The sequence below is a fragment of the Brevibacillus halotolerans genome (assembly GCF_026891775.1).
GTDB classification, from domain to species: domain Bacteria; phylum Bacillota; class Bacilli; order Brevibacillales; family Brevibacillaceae; genus Brevibacillus_B; species Brevibacillus_B halotolerans.
Window position 1 is genome coordinate 379,977 of the sequence record NZ_JAPTNK010000003.1, and the last position, 15,095, is coordinate 395,071.

At 37.4% G+C, this 15,095-nt stretch carries 11 protein-coding genes; 4 read left to right on the forward strand and 7 right to left on the reverse strand.

Annotated features, from left to right (window positions below; translation table 11 throughout):
- Positions 1 to 173: 173 nt before the first annotated feature.
- Positions 174 to 1,139, reverse strand: coding sequence for a DMT family transporter (locus O0550_RS06800; RefSeq protein ID WP_003344413.1), 966 nt, complete (start codon positions 1,137 to 1,139; stop codon positions 174 to 176).
- A 201-nt stretch (positions 1,140 to 1,340) separates the two neighbouring features.
- On the opposite strand from O0550_RS06800, the gene O0550_RS06805 reads away from it, so the two are divergent.
- From O0550_RS06805 to O0550_RS06825, 3 genes are all read left to right on the forward strand, one after another.
- Positions 1,341 to 1,907 (forward strand): helix-turn-helix domain-containing protein, encoded by a 567-nt coding sequence (locus O0550_RS06805; RefSeq protein WP_258425897.1) that lies wholly within the window; start codon positions 1,341 to 1,343, stop codon positions 1,905 to 1,907.
- A 777-nt stretch (positions 1,908 to 2,684) separates the two neighbouring features.
- A complete protein-coding gene (locus O0550_RS06810; protein WP_276564926.1) occupies positions 2,685 to 5,147 on the forward strand; it encodes a binary toxin-like calcium binding domain-containing protein in 2,463 nt (820 codons plus the stop codon).
- A gap of 235 nt (positions 5,148 to 5,382) precedes the next feature.
- Positions 5,383 to 7,275, forward strand: a complete 1,893-nt coding sequence (locus O0550_RS06825) for an ADP-ribosyltransferase (RefSeq protein ID WP_258425898.1) — start codon at positions 5,383 to 5,385, stop codon at positions 7,273 to 7,275.
- 482 nt (positions 7,276 to 7,757) lie between these two features.
- Here the strand turns inward: O0550_RS06825 and O0550_RS06830 are convergent, their stop codons facing one another.
- The 3 genes from O0550_RS06830 to O0550_RS06840 form a co-directional block, all read right to left on the reverse strand.
- Positions 7,758 to 7,898 (reverse strand): DUF3956 family protein, encoded by a 141-nt coding sequence (locus O0550_RS06830; RefSeq protein WP_003344408.1) that lies wholly within the window; start codon positions 7,896 to 7,898, stop codon positions 7,758 to 7,760.
- Positions 7,899 to 8,237: 339 nt separating this feature from the next.
- Positions 8,238 to 9,284, reverse strand: a complete 1,047-nt coding sequence (locus O0550_RS06835; RefSeq protein WP_003335850.1) for a PTS sugar transporter subunit IIC — start codon at positions 9,282 to 9,284, stop codon at positions 8,238 to 8,240.
- 786 nt (positions 9,285 to 10,070) lie between these two features.
- The gene (locus tag O0550_RS06840; RefSeq protein WP_096886814.1) at positions 10,071 to 10,790 is read right to left on the reverse strand and encodes a YqeB family protein; all 720 of its coding nucleotides are present in this window, start codon (positions 10,788 to 10,790) and stop codon (positions 10,071 to 10,073) included.
- Between the two features lie 574 nt (positions 10,791 to 11,364).
- On the opposite strand from O0550_RS06840, the gene O0550_RS06845 reads away from it, so the two are divergent.
- Complete coding sequence (locus O0550_RS06845; RefSeq protein WP_258425899.1) at positions 11,365 to 11,712, forward strand: hypothetical protein; 348 nt, start codon at positions 11,365 to 11,367, stop codon at positions 11,710 to 11,712.
- Between the two features lie 241 nt (positions 11,713 to 11,953).
- Here O0550_RS06845 and O0550_RS06850 read toward each other — a convergent pair whose 3' ends face one another.
- The 3 genes from O0550_RS06850 to O0550_RS06860 form a co-directional block, all read right to left on the reverse strand.
- Entirely contained in the window at positions 11,954 to 12,673 is a 720-nt protein-coding gene (locus O0550_RS06850) for an SDR family NAD(P)-dependent oxidoreductase (RefSeq protein WP_003344406.1), read from the reverse strand.
- Positions 12,674 to 13,117: 444 nt separating this feature from the next.
- Positions 13,118 to 13,711 (reverse strand): condensation domain-containing protein, encoded by a 594-nt coding sequence (locus tag O0550_RS06855; RefSeq protein ID WP_258425900.1) that lies wholly within the window; start codon positions 13,709 to 13,711, stop codon positions 13,118 to 13,120.
- Positions 13,712 to 13,954: 243 nt separating this feature from the next.
- Positions 13,955 to 15,088: a GNAT family N-acetyltransferase gene (locus O0550_RS06860; protein WP_258425901.1), complete on the reverse strand. Its 1,134-nt coding sequence runs from the start codon at positions 15,086 to 15,088 to the stop codon at positions 13,955 to 13,957.
- Positions 15,089 to 15,095 lie beyond the last annotated feature (7 nt).

Consider the following 15,095-nt stretch of genomic DNA (forward strand, 5'->3'; position numbering starts at 1 on the left):
ACATATTGAGAATCATGCAAAATACTGTTGCTAGTAGCTAATCGAGATATGCTACTTTCTATTACGGCTAATCCTTCAACAACTACAGAGGCTCCAGCCAATTTACTATCTACATTTGTAACTGCCTTCTCTGGCTAGCTTCTCTCCTTCTCTCTTTGTACAACTCCCACTGTCTACGTAACGTTTTTCTTTGCTAGACTTTTTTGTTTGCCATTTGCTAGGCTCGTCAGAATCATCCCAATTATAACCACAATCATTCCAAGTAAAGATAACCCTCTAGGGAATGATCCTTGTAATAAAATCACTTCACCAAGAACGGTAAAGATCATCGTTCCAGATTGCGTGGATTCGACTGCTGCAAGCAATCCCATATTGTTTTTGGCCATATCTGTTGCTAAGAAGAAAAGAATACTTGCTATCACTCCAGAGAATAGAGCCAGCAATATGGCCTGAACAAATTGAGTTCCAGTCGGTAACCCCACCGTAACCGTTCCATAAATCCCCAAAAGAATCGCAATTGGCAAACTACTAATTGCCATTCCTAATGTACGCTGAAAGGTATCGATTCTCCCCTCACACAGCTCCATCATTTTACGGTTACCCAATGGATATAAAAAAGCACCGATTATAACGGGTATAAATCCTAGCAAAAATGCCTGAGCACTTAAATGGCCTGCTTGATTTACCTGCATGAGAATCACACCAAGTAGAATAATGACAGAAAAACGCAAGCTTTTAAAAGGAATCGCTTGCCGCACTCTCGTCTGACCTTTTAATGCTGGTACTGTTACAAAAAATATAGGCGAAAGCAATGCCCCCGCTACAATCGTGACTTGCCACGTCCCTGATGTTAACCAGGATGGACCATAAACCGCCGCAAAACTTAATAATGAATAAAAGCCAACACCACCTGCTGTCCCCCATAATAACCATTGGAATGGATGCTTGGCCATTTCCCGGAATAAATCTCCTAGATTTTTTCTAAACAATACGATAAGAAAAAGAAATGGAAGGGCTAAAATAAACCGTAAAGATGCCGTCCAAGCCCAACTAGTTCCTCCAAGATTCATGGCTCGATTTATGATAAAGGTAGCTGAAAAAAACAATGATGATAATATCCCAACTAGTACTGCTCTCATTTTTATTCACCTCTTTTTATCTACTATGGTATACTATAATATACTTTTATCGTAATAATGTAAAGTAAAATATATCTTATGATTGAATAAAAACTGTAATAGAAAGTACTTATAAATAGGAATCCTCTCTTCATTTGATATAGTATAATATATAAAAACAAGAAAAAAGTAAGCTAAACATCGAAAAGGGTGTATTTATATATGGGTTCTACTAATGATGAAACAAAAAAACTGATTCAATTTGTAGGTACTACACTTCGAGAGCTTAGAAAGGAACAGAATTTAAGCTTAGAGGATTTAGCGGCAAAGACAGGAGTCAGTAAGCTGACGCTTGGAAATATTGAACGAGGTGAAACCAATCCAACGCTAGGGATGCTGTGGAAAATTTCAAACGGTCTTTCTGTACCGTTAATGACTCTCTTAAAACCGGAAAATGAAATTAATATTTTACGTGCTGGACAAGGACCACAATTTTCAGAAGAGGGTCAGGCATGGGTGCTCGAACCATTGTTTAGTGATACCAGAGGAGGTATTGAGATGTATCGTGGCTTCCTACAACCTCATTGCCGGTATGAGCCTGAGGCCCATCATCCTGGAACGATCGAGATTGCTACTGTAATGGCAGGAGAAGTTCAATTAACAATTGGTGAAGCCACTTATACACTTAACAAATTCGACACCATTCAGTTTACAGCGAGTGAAAAGCATGTTTACACGAACGTGCGGGATGAACAGGTTGTACTCCATTTAACCATTAGCTACAAATAGCTATTGATTGTACGTAGTGATCCTGCCTATTTTTAGTATATGTATACATATTTCTAGTAAAAAGGAAAGTGCCAGTAATGAGCTGGCACTTTCCTTACGTTTTCATGCTTGTCTAGTATTCTTTATATCAGCTCCTATTTACGACACGTTGCTTACTAGCTCACCATGTCAAACTAAAGCTCGCTCACTCTTTTTCCTGTTTTAAGAACCTTTTCCGCCAAAAAGTTCCCCTTCAAGAAAGCTCTCATTCCCCGCCACTTCTTATCTATCCATTAGTTATTTTGTTTACACTTTCATCTATTGGTTGACAGGTAAAACATAATGAACGCCCTTACCAATCTTGTCTTCTATCTGAATACGCTCTTTTAAGAAACGCTTACTTATTCCTCCTTACTCTCTTCATTTAGTGTATGCCATGCACTCGTGAACAACGGCATTGCAAAGCTTTTCTACATGATCCTGCATTCCGCAATTTTACGTTCAGATTTTTATGCATATCGTGATTTTTTTCTTACAAATGAACGGCTAAAAGTAACTTTGACAAATATATTTTTCGCTATTCAATTCACAGAAAATCAAATGATAAAATGTTTTCATTAAAAATAAAAACAAATTATACCAATGTGAAATTTGTTATTGATAAAAGGGAGGTTTTTCTCTTCATTACGCACGTTTTTCCTTATTAGCTAGGTATGATTTCAAAGACGTACGACTTTGAGAAAATATACTTGGATGAAACCGTAACACTCAAATACTCCACAGAAAAGAGATGATCCCATGAAGTTACCTAACATGTATAAATGTTTGATGGCAACTGCCCTTCTCGGTCAATTTGCAACCTATCCAGAAATATCACATGCGGCTTCACACGAAAAGGAAGTAGTAACTACACAAGATGCTAATTTTAAAGGCTTAATTGGCTACTATTTTAATGATAAAGAATTAAAACAGACTGCTCTGATCTCGAATTCAGAGACAGGCGATTTATCCATTGACAGCGATCAACTGGATGACATGTTGCCTGAGGAATTGCAACAGTTTCAATCTGCCATGTGGAAAGGATTTATTAAGGTAGAAAAATCAGGTGAATATACGTTCTCCACGTCTGATAATGACCACACCATGCTATGGATAGATGATCAACAAGTCATCGATCACTCCTCCGCTACGCAAAAAATCGAATTAGAGAAAGGGAAGCTTTATAAAGTAAAAATCACTTATCAGCCAGAATCCGCTTCCGATAACGAATTTGGCTTACAGCTTAACTGGATTACTCCACAAGGAAGGGAAGAAATCATTCCAGAGGGAAATCTACTGCTTCCTGACATAAAAAATCAACCAGAGAATGAATCTAGCAGAAAAAAAAGAAGTATTTCTGCTTCTGATGACGGAGTTGAAGATAGTGACGGTGACGGCATCCCTGATTCCTTAGAAGTTGAGGGATACACCTTGGATGTTAAGAATAAAAAACTTATCCTGATGCCTTGGATTGAAAAAGTTCATGGAAAAAAACGCACGAAATCTGGTGCTCCACTAACGAAATATAAATCATCTCCATTGAAATGGAGTACCGCTTCCGATCCGTATAGTGATTTTGCCAAAGTATCAGGAATGATTGATAAACAGGTACAAGTGAGAAATCCATTGCTTGCTGCATATCCTAATTTACAAGTTCATATGGAGAAATTTATTATCTCGAAAAATAGACATGAAACGTTAGAAAATGGCGGGAATACAAGTAGTTCAATCAGTGGAAGTACTTCCACAAGCAATACTAATTCAGTAGAGGTTTCTGTTGGAGCTGAAGTCAATGCTTCCCTGTTTAATTTTGGTGCAAGTATATCTACTAATTTGAGCACCAGTAATTCACAGACCGTAACCATTGATCGTTCGAGTTCTGAGAGTTTAGGGAAAAACTGGTCCAAGTCCTTAGGCCTAAACGCAGGAGAGGCTGCCTATTTTAATGCAAACATCCGCTATGTGAATAGTGGTACAGCACCTATTTATGATGCAGCACCTACTACCTCACTCGTGCTAGGAGATAACGACACCATTTCAACAATTAAAGCAAAAGAAAACCAACTAGCAAATGTAGTGTTACCGAACCGTTTTTATCCAAATAAAGAACAAGCAGCTATTTCTCTACAAACCAAAGACGATTTCGGTTCTAGCCCTATTACAATCAATAAAGATCAGCTTGATAAACTAGAGCAAACACAGCAAATGCGCTTGCAAACAAATCAGGTTTCCGGTTATGTAGGAGTAATTGATCCTAAAACAAAATTAGTATCAGTTGATAAAGAGAAGCAATGGAGTCATATTATCCCTCAAATTGAGGAAACTACTGCTCGATTGATCTTAAAAACAGATGATTCAGAGACAGAAAGACGAGTAGCTGCTGTTGATCCTGACGACTACACCGAACAAACGAAGCCAGATGTTACATTAGGAGAAGCGCTCCAATTAGCTTTTGGTTTTGAGGACAAGGATGGAACCTTATATTACGACAATAAAAGTATAGATGAGTTTAAATTGGTATTTGATGAAGAAACTGCTGAAAATATAGAAAAACAATTAGAAGATATGGAATCAGAAAATATCTATGACGTCCAACTGCATGCTCGAATGAATATTCTAATCAAGCCGAATAATGATGAACCTATTGATGAAGTTGAGGTATCTGGTTGGGAAGAATTTGATGGAGAAAAATATTACAATAGATTTGGCGTGATGCAAACTGGTTGGCAAATGATAGATGGGAAAAGATATTATTTTAATGAAAATGGTGCATTAGTACCCAACAGAGTAATTGAGGATGGAACCTATCAAATTAAAACAGCATTAAAGAATACAAGTCTAGTTGATTGGAATAAAAGCGATAATAATATCACAGTGTGGGAAAAGAACAATGAGGATAATCAAAAATGGAAGTTAGAATATGATGACTCTCATCAAGCCTATGTGATTCGCAGCGTAGAAAATAACGATAAAATTATGGCTTGGAATGCTTATCAGGATTCCACTAATGTATTTGCTACACCGTTTGAAGGGAAACCCGAACATTTTTGGATTCCTGAATGGATTGATAATGACTTCTATATCTTAAAAAATAAGAAAGACCTTACTAAAGTGCTAGATGTAGATGGTTCAAACACTTCAGACGGGTCCAACATTCAGGTACGAGATTACAAAGGCACTGATAATCAAAAGTGGGAAGTAAAACTAGTGAAAGAAAGTTAAGTTGTCGGTCACATAGGACAATGAACTGAACACGAAGTTGATACATTCTCCTCTCTCTATACCATAGATATCAAAAATAGCCCTCTTTTACATAGTAATCACATATTAGACTTACTAAAAAAGAGGGTTTTTTTCTTCTACTGTAGCGCACATAGATAGACGATGATCTATTTTTTACTGCCTATTCAACACACTATTATCTTTTAAGATTTACTACCTGTAAGGAGGAATTTAGATGCCACACAGAAATAAAATGTTGAAAGTCTTGAGTACAACTACTATGCTGTTAGCTTTAACAGCCGCTTCTCCAGCGTTTTCCCATATTACTTATGCAGCAAATGGAATACATGATGTAGAAGTTAAAAAGAAAGAGGATAAAGAAAAGAAAAACAAAGAAGATAAAGAAAAGAAAGAGCGAGAGAAAAAAGCCAGAGAAGAAAGAATGAAGGAAGTCATAAAAGGAATTGTCAAAGCAGAAGGTAACAAGGAAGATGAGCGACGCTTAGAAGATACCCAAGAACTATTAAAAAAACTTCCACCAGAAGCATTGGAAATGTATGAAAAAGCGGGAGGAAAAATTCATCTGACCGAAAAAAGTATTGCGGAAAATCCTTTAGTCGAAAAAATCAGTGAAAAAGACAAAAATATAAAAGATAGCGAAGGAAATGAAGTATCCTTAGATTCTCATGTTGTCTTTTCCATTGGCGGGAAGGAACCAGCTCTGATTATTCATACGGAAGAGTTTTCGGATAGCCACACAAAAAGCAAAGAGGTTTATTATGAATTCGGAAAAGCAATCGCTCGTGATACGTTAGAAGAAAAAACTCTTGTCAATGAAGCATTTATAGATGCTTTAGATCATGTACAAGCAGACGAGGATGCAAGCGCATTACTCCTATCCCATCTACCAACTCATGAGGGGAAGTTTGATTCCGAATATGTGAAAGAACACATCGATGGCTTTCGCGAAGTGTTTGCACAAGCCTTTTCATATTATTATGAACCAACCTATCAGCCGGTATTAAAGACTTATGCGCCAGAAATGTTCAAGTACATGGATGAAATGAATAAAAATGGATTTGAAGAAATAAATAAGAGCATAGATGCACCAGAAAAACAGCCAGAGCGAAAAGACTTCGAGGAAAACGTAACAGCGGCTGACACATGGTACAAAGAAATGTATAAGGATTATAGTCAAAAGCTCAAGCCTGAACAAAAATCTGCCATCCAATTATATACCACGCAAAATTATAAAACGATCAACAAAGGACTACGAGAGAACGATTTGCCTTTAGATAAGATTAAAGAAGTAAGAGATATGTCAAAGGCTTTAGCTAAGTCCCCTCTCTCAGAAGCAGGAACAGTCTATAGAAAAGTGGGAAAAGATGCGCTAGGCATTGACATAACAACTAATTTTAAAAACGAAAATGTTGTAGAGAAATTGAAAAATCAGCTAGAAGGTTCCATTAGAGAAGAAAAAGCTTTCCTTAGTACCTCAGTAGCGAACCATTTTAGTGAATCGTTTGATGCAAAAACAGTTTTATTTAAAATAAATATTCCAGAAGGAACGCATGCTGCGTATATTTTTGGAGATCTTGCTACCTATCAAGGAGAATCTGAACTAATCATAGATAAAGGTTCTTCTTACAGAATTGATAAAATTGACACCTACGAATACACGAAAAAGTCTGGCGTTAAACAAACAAATTTACTAGTAGAAGCAACGTTACTTCCGAGCCACCTTGCGGAAAATGTCAATACAGCAGCAAGAGAAATAGACAGACAGGGTCTAAAAGAAGATATGATAGAAAAATTAATTGATTTAGATGAGTCTCTATCTGATCTGGATCGTCTATTAAAAAAATCAGACAAAATGGATAAGGAAGAAGTAGTAGAGTTTTTTAATACGATTGTAGGTAATCTCAGTCATGTTACTAAACAAGATGCTGCTATCCTGGATTCACTAGTAACAAGTAGCCGCAGCCAAGAAAAAGAAGAATATCAAACTTGGCTAGAAGATGTAAAAACAATGTATAACCATTATGAAACAATGCAACAATTAGATGAAAACGAAATCATTGAATACGTAACTGATTTGAAAAGTAAATTGGATTCTATTACCAACTAAATAGACTTCAACCCGTTTTTCCGTAATCTATGCACCCCTAACGCTCAGCGGTAACCCATAAGGTTTTCCATTGACTGCTGAAGGGGTGTATTCTCTTATAAAGTCCGAGAATGGTTTTCTTAGTAATTTATAAGCCTCTATCATGCCTGCATAAGTAATACCACCTAAGTTAACTTCCAGACGAAACGATCTATTTATACGTAAAGAGCCTCCCTATCACCCACATTTTTACTCATACTTATGTCCCAGGAAATAGCGCGCCCCTTTACACGTTTTGTTACCCCGTTTTTCTGCTTCCTATAATTGCTTATAATAAAACCTATTTTACTAAAGCTGGATGGAAAATGCTTGCAAGCTACTTCACACGGTAACAAGCTGCGGATAAAAAAAGGGACAACCCCTCCTTCTATCATTGGAGCACTTGTCCCAAAACAGTCATTCCTTCACTCTTTTTTTTAAAGCAAGAAATAGTTAAACCAAAATTATGTGCAGCGCGGTACACCTAGCGATAGCAGAAAGTTTGCTAATGCTTCATTAATAGGTGTTCGAATTGTCACACCAGCAGCTGTGACAACTAGGAAAAATTGGCCATTTACTTCATCTATACAAGTAACTTCTACCATATTTTCACCTTCTTTCCGAGAGTATGCTACATACTATGAAAAGAAGGAATAAAATGATAGGGACAACCTCCCAATTGAGTTAATTTCAACGAATTTACTAGTGTAACTTCGTCTTTAAAAACTGTAAGTCTCATTTTATCGCATTACTATCCTTTGAGGGACAAGATATCCTGTACATCGGTTAATCGACTTGATTTTACGTGTAATTGCCTTAGTTTCGTATGTGCCCATGTAAAAATCCCCTTCTTGCAGACCACGACCTGTTAGTGTTGCTTCAGGTCCACGTTATCTGTTGCATGAAGCGCTACTAGTATTTTGGTCCGATTTTAATCCATTCATTTACGAAGCTGCCGCATCTATTGCTTTTCCGTCCGTACCACGAATTTGCTCTGCTGTACGAATTGGGTAATTTTTAAATAACAGTGAGCCAATATATCCTGAAAGAATACCAGATACCATAATACATAAGAAACATAATGTCACTTTCATTGGATCGTTAAACCCGTACATAACCATAAGTCCTGCAATTGGCGTTGCTGTTCCGGTTGCATTATTAATCAGATCAAACATTGAAATAATAATTCCCGCCGTTGCTCCACCAATAAAGTTCGTTATATATACCGGTATTGGATTGGCTGAAATGAGATCCGCTTGCGTTAATGGTTCAATCGAAACGGCAATTACTGTACGCTTATCTCCGAGCTTCATTCGTTTAAAGAAAACATAGTTCATAAAGGATGAGCTTGTTACCGCCAAGGCACCAATTGCCATCGGTAGCCCTGTTAATCCAAGCAATGCTGTTAATGCCATTGAGCTTAACGGTGCAGTTGCAACGACTGTAATAATTCCACCTAGAATAATTCCCATAATAATTGGATTAGCATCAGTTGATGATGTAATAACTGCACCGATTTGCTTCAATGTTACTGTTACAATCGGGTCCATTCCTTTTGCAATTAATCTTGTTAATGGTGCCGCAATTACAATACAAGCAATTAAATCTAATCCTTCTGGTACGCGTTTTTCAATTTGTTTTACTAAAAATGATATAAGGTAACCGGCAATAAATCCAGGCAGCAATCCAAAATTTAACACAGAAGCCCCTACAAGCATAGCATAAACAGGTGATACACCCATCGCTAAAGCAACCAAAGTTGCACCAGCTACTCCGCCGAGACTACCGGAAGATTGGCCAACCTCCTTTAAAAATGGTATACCGATTAAATCGCCACCAACGTATAGCTGAAAAGCTTCAACTAAAAAACTAGCAACTGCCGCACTTGCTAAAGCCCCCATAGCCTTCATTCCGTTGGGTGCTTTAAAACTAAAAAGGGAAAACAGACTTAGTACAAATAATAGTAATATTGTACCCTTAAGAATCTCCATGATATCAACTTCCTTTTAATCAGGTTTAGTATGAAATAATGCCAAAAATCTAGTTTTCAAATGATGAAGAATGATAATACGCCCTCATTATAGCTTGTTTATTAGCAAACGTTTACTTTTAGTTAATTTAAAAACTTCTGATTTAAATAGCATTCACTTTTCTTACGATAAAATTACCGTAATGAATTACCAGTAAATAGGCAGTAAAAAGAGTAGGCTCTAGCTTATTCCACATAACATGATATCGAACGTGAGCAGCACATCCTCTTAAATCACCTACCAGAGCTATGTTAGTGCAACTAACCTAACTTTCTATTAAGATTGATGTAAATGGTCTGAGAACAGAGTAAGGTCTTCGCAAAGAATATACTACGCCATAGAACTCCTTTTGTTTTCCCTTAAGTTCCCAGACCCTATGTAAAGCGAGACAGATTTGTCATCTATGATGATAGGAATACTGCTGACCAGCATGACTTGGTTTTTCTATCAAGGTACCAATCCTGTTCATTTCACGAAGTAAATTATAGGATGCTCAACTGAAAAATGAAAGCACCACCCGGCTTTAGAGAAGCATGTACCTTCTTAACAACTTCCCCATTCGATTCGATGTAGTGAAAGGCCAACAAGCTAGTAACCACATAAAATAGAGAGTTTATATATAGAAATTAGATCATTTTACCTGGGTCTTAGCAGGTCAACACATAGTAAAAAATAAAACGATTAGGTTTACAAAAAAGTCGTCTTCTACATTCATAGAAAACGACTTTCTTCACTAGATAAAAATCCTCAGTGATTCTGTATATCCTTATGTACTTTACGCCAGTATTGTCTTGTTTTCTCGTCGCGTACAATGTAGCCAAGCTTGGCAAGTTCATTGCGAAGGTCTCTGATATCTTCCTTTTCTTTCTTCTCCAAAGCTATTTCTCGCGCCTTCATTAGAGCATTGGCAGATGCTGATATATCGGGGGTATCAAGGACCCAGCGCCGATACTCGTCTTTAAACGGGTCCCCTTCTGAAGACCAAGGATAACCATGCTTCTGAAAGGCATCACTTATTTTGATAGCTGATTCATCGCTTTGTTCTCGTACAAGCTCATATCCTGATTTATCGAGCATGACCAATTGTTTTCCATCCAAGAAAACTGTATCAATGTCTTTTAAGGCAATCGTCTGCTTATACTCATCCTTCTCTAATTGTACTTCCTGATTCGTAATCGTTAGGATAAGAGATTCTTTAACAACTATGTAAGCAAACACCAAACCAGCAAGTAAACCAATCACTGCCAACACGATAGTAGGCCAGATTCCTTGAAAGGAATTGATGAGTTTTAAAATTCCTCGGAATGGGACCCAAGGAAGTGTTAAAGCCCATGCCGCTATTTGAGGAAGAAAAAAACCAAGAACAAACCCTGCTATTCCGAATCCACCGTATAAAAAAATACCAATCATTTTGGTGTATCCAACAACTGTTTTTTGTTCATTCAATGATATCTTTGATGCTGTCATCTATTTTCACCTACTTATGTATGATGAGCTTACTTTAAATCACGTCTTGCGTAAGCGATGAACGATCGCTTCTCTTCTTCATTCATGTTGCTGTGCTTCTCTATTGTTCTTCACTTCTTTTGTTCACATAAAAGCTCTCCCTTGAATTTTCGATTCAATAATCAATTTTTCGAACAATCAATCAAATGTTATCGTAAAATAATTTTCTAGTCAATTCACTGCATATTTCTAATTTGTTTTTGTTATGTAGGAGAGAATAATGGATTTTTCACTAGCACCATCCTATAAAATTGGATCAACAGTAGAAAAAGGAGACTGCTAATTGTTTTACATAGCAGTATTTTTCTTGTCAATTCGTTGATCTCCATGAAGGCGTTAGTTAAACGAAGCCATAAAAAAAGGTTCTCACTCGTCCAATAAAATATTTTCGATTTTTATGTTTGTACCATCTGTTGAAATAACAATAAATCTTTGCGTCTAAATTGTTAACTTAACCATATATGGAAGGATATTCCTTTTAACCAAAGAATTATTTGTGTTGTAACAAAAAATAATTTTTAGGGAGTTGAGGCAAATGTTTAAAAAATTTGTTGTTGGTGCCCTAGCCTTAGGACTTATGAGTGGATTTGGCGGGAGTTTCGTGTCTGCGGCTACTTTAGATTCCGCTCAAGAGCAGCAGATTGTTAAAGCACAGATAAGAACGGGAGATCTTTTTGTAGTCCCAGGTGGACAACCAGTGCCTTTGTATTCTATGCGTAACATTTCATATGTAGTGATATCAGGCAACTCACATTTAGAGGTATATAAAAATCCCCATAATCAAACATGGTACATGAGAGCTGATTCCCAGTTCACCGGTGGTTATATTAAACTGCTTCTCGATGGAGAAGATGAAATAGTGTATAAAGTTTATAGAAGATAGGCTCTACAAAGCTCTCCTATTAAATGAAGGAGAGCTTTTCAATTCACTCTCGTACATGCCCCAAAAACCACCGCCTACTGATCCACCGGAAAACAATAGTCCTTTCCAAAAGAAAGCATGAAAATAAAAAGATCGCGCTGATGTCGCGATCTTAATTTACAAGATTACGGTGTATTTTAGATATATTTTGCTACCAAAAAATGTAAGCTATTTATGTATTGATTTATCGTATTAGATCGAGTCAGGCATTTAAATCTGTCATAGCTGGTACATGAATTTCTTTGACACACGAAACCTTTGACAAGTTCACAACACATTTGACTAAAGAGACAATATCCTGGACTGGAATCCGTGTGCCGTTATATTCTGAAATCGCTTTTTCGGCACCAGCCTCATATGGGATTTCTGCTGCTAGTTCACCTGGATTGATGCAAGTAACAGCAATTCCATCTTTCCTGACATGTTCTCGCAGTGCATTGGTTATGCCTCGCAACCCGAATTTAGAACTCACAAAAGATACTTGAGAATTATTTGTATTATCTAACCCAGCAGTCGATCCAATTAGGATGATCTTCCCACTTTCTGATCTTCTTAGATTTGGCAACAAGGCTTGGATATAAGTAATCGTGGATGTTATGTTTGTATGAATGATAGTAGCAATATCTTCTGGATCGTCCTGTTCGAAGTCGTAATGATCTTCAAACCCTTCTTTTTCCCACACCCCAACATTGTATATCAGGACATCAATTCTTTCATGTTGAAGAGTATCCGTAATCATTTTTATTTTATTTTGCTGCGATAAATCGGCTTCCAGCCATATTCGCTGAACTCCGTCATGTAAGTCTAAGCTTCTGGGCCTGCTTCTGGACACAATCCATACCTGATCACCAGAACTGGGTAAGCCTTTAACAAAAGCGTCTCCTAAACCTTTGCTAGCTCCAAATATAATATATTTTTTCATCAAACGACCCCCTATTTCCGTAATTTACCATAATTATTCAGAATGTTATCATCTTTCATTTTTTCAGTCGATTTACGTTAGATCAGGGAAATAGATATTGATTTTTGCCAAAAGTGAAATATTAGAGGTAACAAAGCTAGTCCATGATAAGGGATGTGAACAGGCGTCCAGTTGAAAGCACGCAACGAACTAATGGAGGGATTACTCCTAATTTTTAATCAAATCTGCTATCAGGTCCTGTTGCTTCCCCTGTTTGTTCTGCATTTGTTTTGCTCCCTTCTTGGACATTGCGAATGAGTTTTCTAGCAGTAAGAAATTATTTATATAGCTGTCAGGCTTTGAATATATTTCGCTAATTTTATAAGTCTTAAGATCATAATAGAACAGTCCATGGTGTATCAAGATTATCTAAGATCTTTTGTAATAGTCCTTTGTAATGAGTAGCTATTCTTTGAACGCCAGCTCTGTGGTATCGATCGGTCGAAAATGTAATCTCCAGCTCAAGACTTCATTTGTTTTGAGGAATGAGAATAAGACTTCCGGCTGGTTTGAAAGTAGGTAGTTATGATCATGGATGTTCTCTAGTAGAATTCCAACATGAAAGAGAGCTGAATAATCAGACCCGGAATGCCCCATAATCTGTTCATATAAGGATAAAAGCGGATAATTTTGATTTTGCGTCGCATCATTCAGCATTTCTCTAGTCTGTAAGAGTAGCTCCTTATATGTCATTTCATTTCTTAATTGGTTGCGAAGAATAAGGATCGTATTGATAAAATCAGCTTCTGTTTCCTGCTTTAAGACTGGAGTGACCACGATGATATCAGTATGGCCCGTATATTTGTATAACAGCACGTTCAATACAGATGTCAAAATCATGTGTAGGCGAATGTCAGAGCCATTGGAAAGCTTCATTAGCTGGTTAAAAGTCAAGCCATCAACAACACTTTTTACATAAGCTCTTTGTTCACAAGGGCTCTCTTGATTTTTTTGATCGTAGGGAAAGTGACACTCCGTTAGCTCTCCTGACAGCTTCATCTACCAATAATCTCTTTCCTTTGACTTCTGGTTTGCAACAATCATTCGATCTTCTGAAACGTTTATCCTACCCATTGACTGCATTTGCATCTCTCCTAATAAGAAGTCCTTCTTATCCTGCTTTGCATGCCACATGTGTGATGTCCTTGAAGTTGAAGATTGCGTTCACGATTTGAGCAGTTTCCTTACCCAAATCGTTCTGATCATCGTGCAATTCAATCATTATTTTCATAACCGGTACCATTATTCATCTTCAGTTAAAAACAACTTTTTGGTCAGAATCTCCCATTCTTTTAACCCATGCAAATTTTTCAAGTCATTTTCAAATTTCACGTCGCTTGTATCACTCCAGCCCTTGTCAATGGCTCGTTCTAAATAGGAAAGAGCAGTAGTCGTGTCTTTACTCACAGCAAAGCCACAAGCGATAAGAAAGCAATGCCAGTCTTCCAGTTCCCCCATACCTTTTGCTCTTCTAACATAGTCATTGGCTGTAACGACATCGCCAAACTCTTTTAGCTGGTAATAAGCACTGCTGACAAGATTATCTTGTTCTCGATAAAAGAAATAGTACGCCATGTAATCCCGACGGTTTTCAAAGCCTAACTTATTTGCAAGTCTTATGGATGCATAACGGAAATGTTCTGTCTTCCAATGCGGAGTGATCCCCCGTTGAAGACATTCATCCAGCACAGCGCGAGCAGCCAGTGTTGCCAATCCCTTGTTCCGATGTTTCATATCGTAGGTGTTAATGCCGATCTCAATATTTCCTTCACTTGCATAAACAGAAAGGCAACTGCTAACTGCTTTATCCCCTTGCATGGTGCAATAGCCAATACCCTTCTCGAAAAAAATTTCTGGAGAGACCCAGAAGTTCTCCAGCTCTTCTCGAATAACGCCCTCTTTATCCCTCTCCATTAATTCCGGAGTAATTTTTTCTACAGAGTAGCCAAAGGGAATCTGATCATGCCATTTTCCAAGCTCTCGATACCTCGCTTCATTAAATGTGAAAGCACAACGTCCATAAGCTTTTGGCAAATAGCTTTTCAGCCTATCAATCACTGTTCCTTCACCCGTATTCGCCCCTGCGAACTCTAACTGAAAAGCAATGTCACCAATCTGCAAACTCTCTGGTGCAATCCTCTCCCGAATGAACGACTCAAGGCTTCTGTTAAATGATTCGTTCTCCTTGTCTCCACCAAGTATAAATATTTCAAATTTTGCCCATATCAATGCTGTTTTTGGTTTTTCTGTATCATCTACATATACTTTACCTTGGTTATTTCCATGAATGATTCCCCAAATAATAGGATGATTGATTTGTTCGCGAAAAATATCCGTAATCCGATCGTATTGTTGAACAGGAAGCTCATAAATCATGCCTGAT

Coding starts and splice junctions, on each gene's coding strand:
- O0550_RS06800 (WP_003344413.1), bottom strand. CDS start 1,139: ATGAGAGCAGTACTAGTTGGGATATTATCATCATTGTTTTTTTCAGCT.
- O0550_RS06805 (WP_258425897.1), top strand. CDS start 1,341: ATGGGTTCTACTAATGATGAAACAAAAAAACTGATTCAATTTGTAGGT.
- O0550_RS06810 (WP_276564926.1), top strand. CDS start 2,685: ATGAAGTTACCTAACATGTATAAATGTTTGATGGCAACTGCCCTTCTC.
- O0550_RS06825 (WP_258425898.1), top strand. CDS start 5,383: ATGCCACACAGAAATAAAATGTTGAAAGTCTTGAGTACAACTACTATG.
- O0550_RS06830 (WP_003344408.1), bottom strand. CDS start 7,898: ATGGTAGAAGTTACTTGTATAGATGAAGTAAATGGCCAATTTTTCCTA.
- O0550_RS06835 (WP_003335850.1), bottom strand. CDS start 9,284: ATGGAGATTCTTAAGGGTACAATATTACTATTATTTGTACTAAGTCTG.
- O0550_RS06840 (WP_096886814.1), bottom strand. CDS start 10,790: ATGACAGCATCAAAGATATCATTGAATGAACAAAAAACAGTTGTTGGA.
- O0550_RS06845 (WP_258425899.1), top strand. CDS start 11,365: ATGTTTAAAAAATTTGTTGTTGGTGCCCTAGCCTTAGGACTTATGAGT.
- O0550_RS06850 (WP_003344406.1), bottom strand. CDS start 12,673: ATGAAAAAATATATTATATTTGGAGCTAGCAAAGGTTTAGGAGACGCT.
- O0550_RS06855 (WP_258425900.1), bottom strand. CDS start 13,711: ATGAAGCTGTCAGGAGAGCTAACGGAGTGTCACTTTCCCTACGATCAA.
- O0550_RS06860 (WP_258425901.1), bottom strand. CDS start 15,088: ATGATTTATGAGCTTCCTGTTCAACAATACGATCGGATTACGGATATT.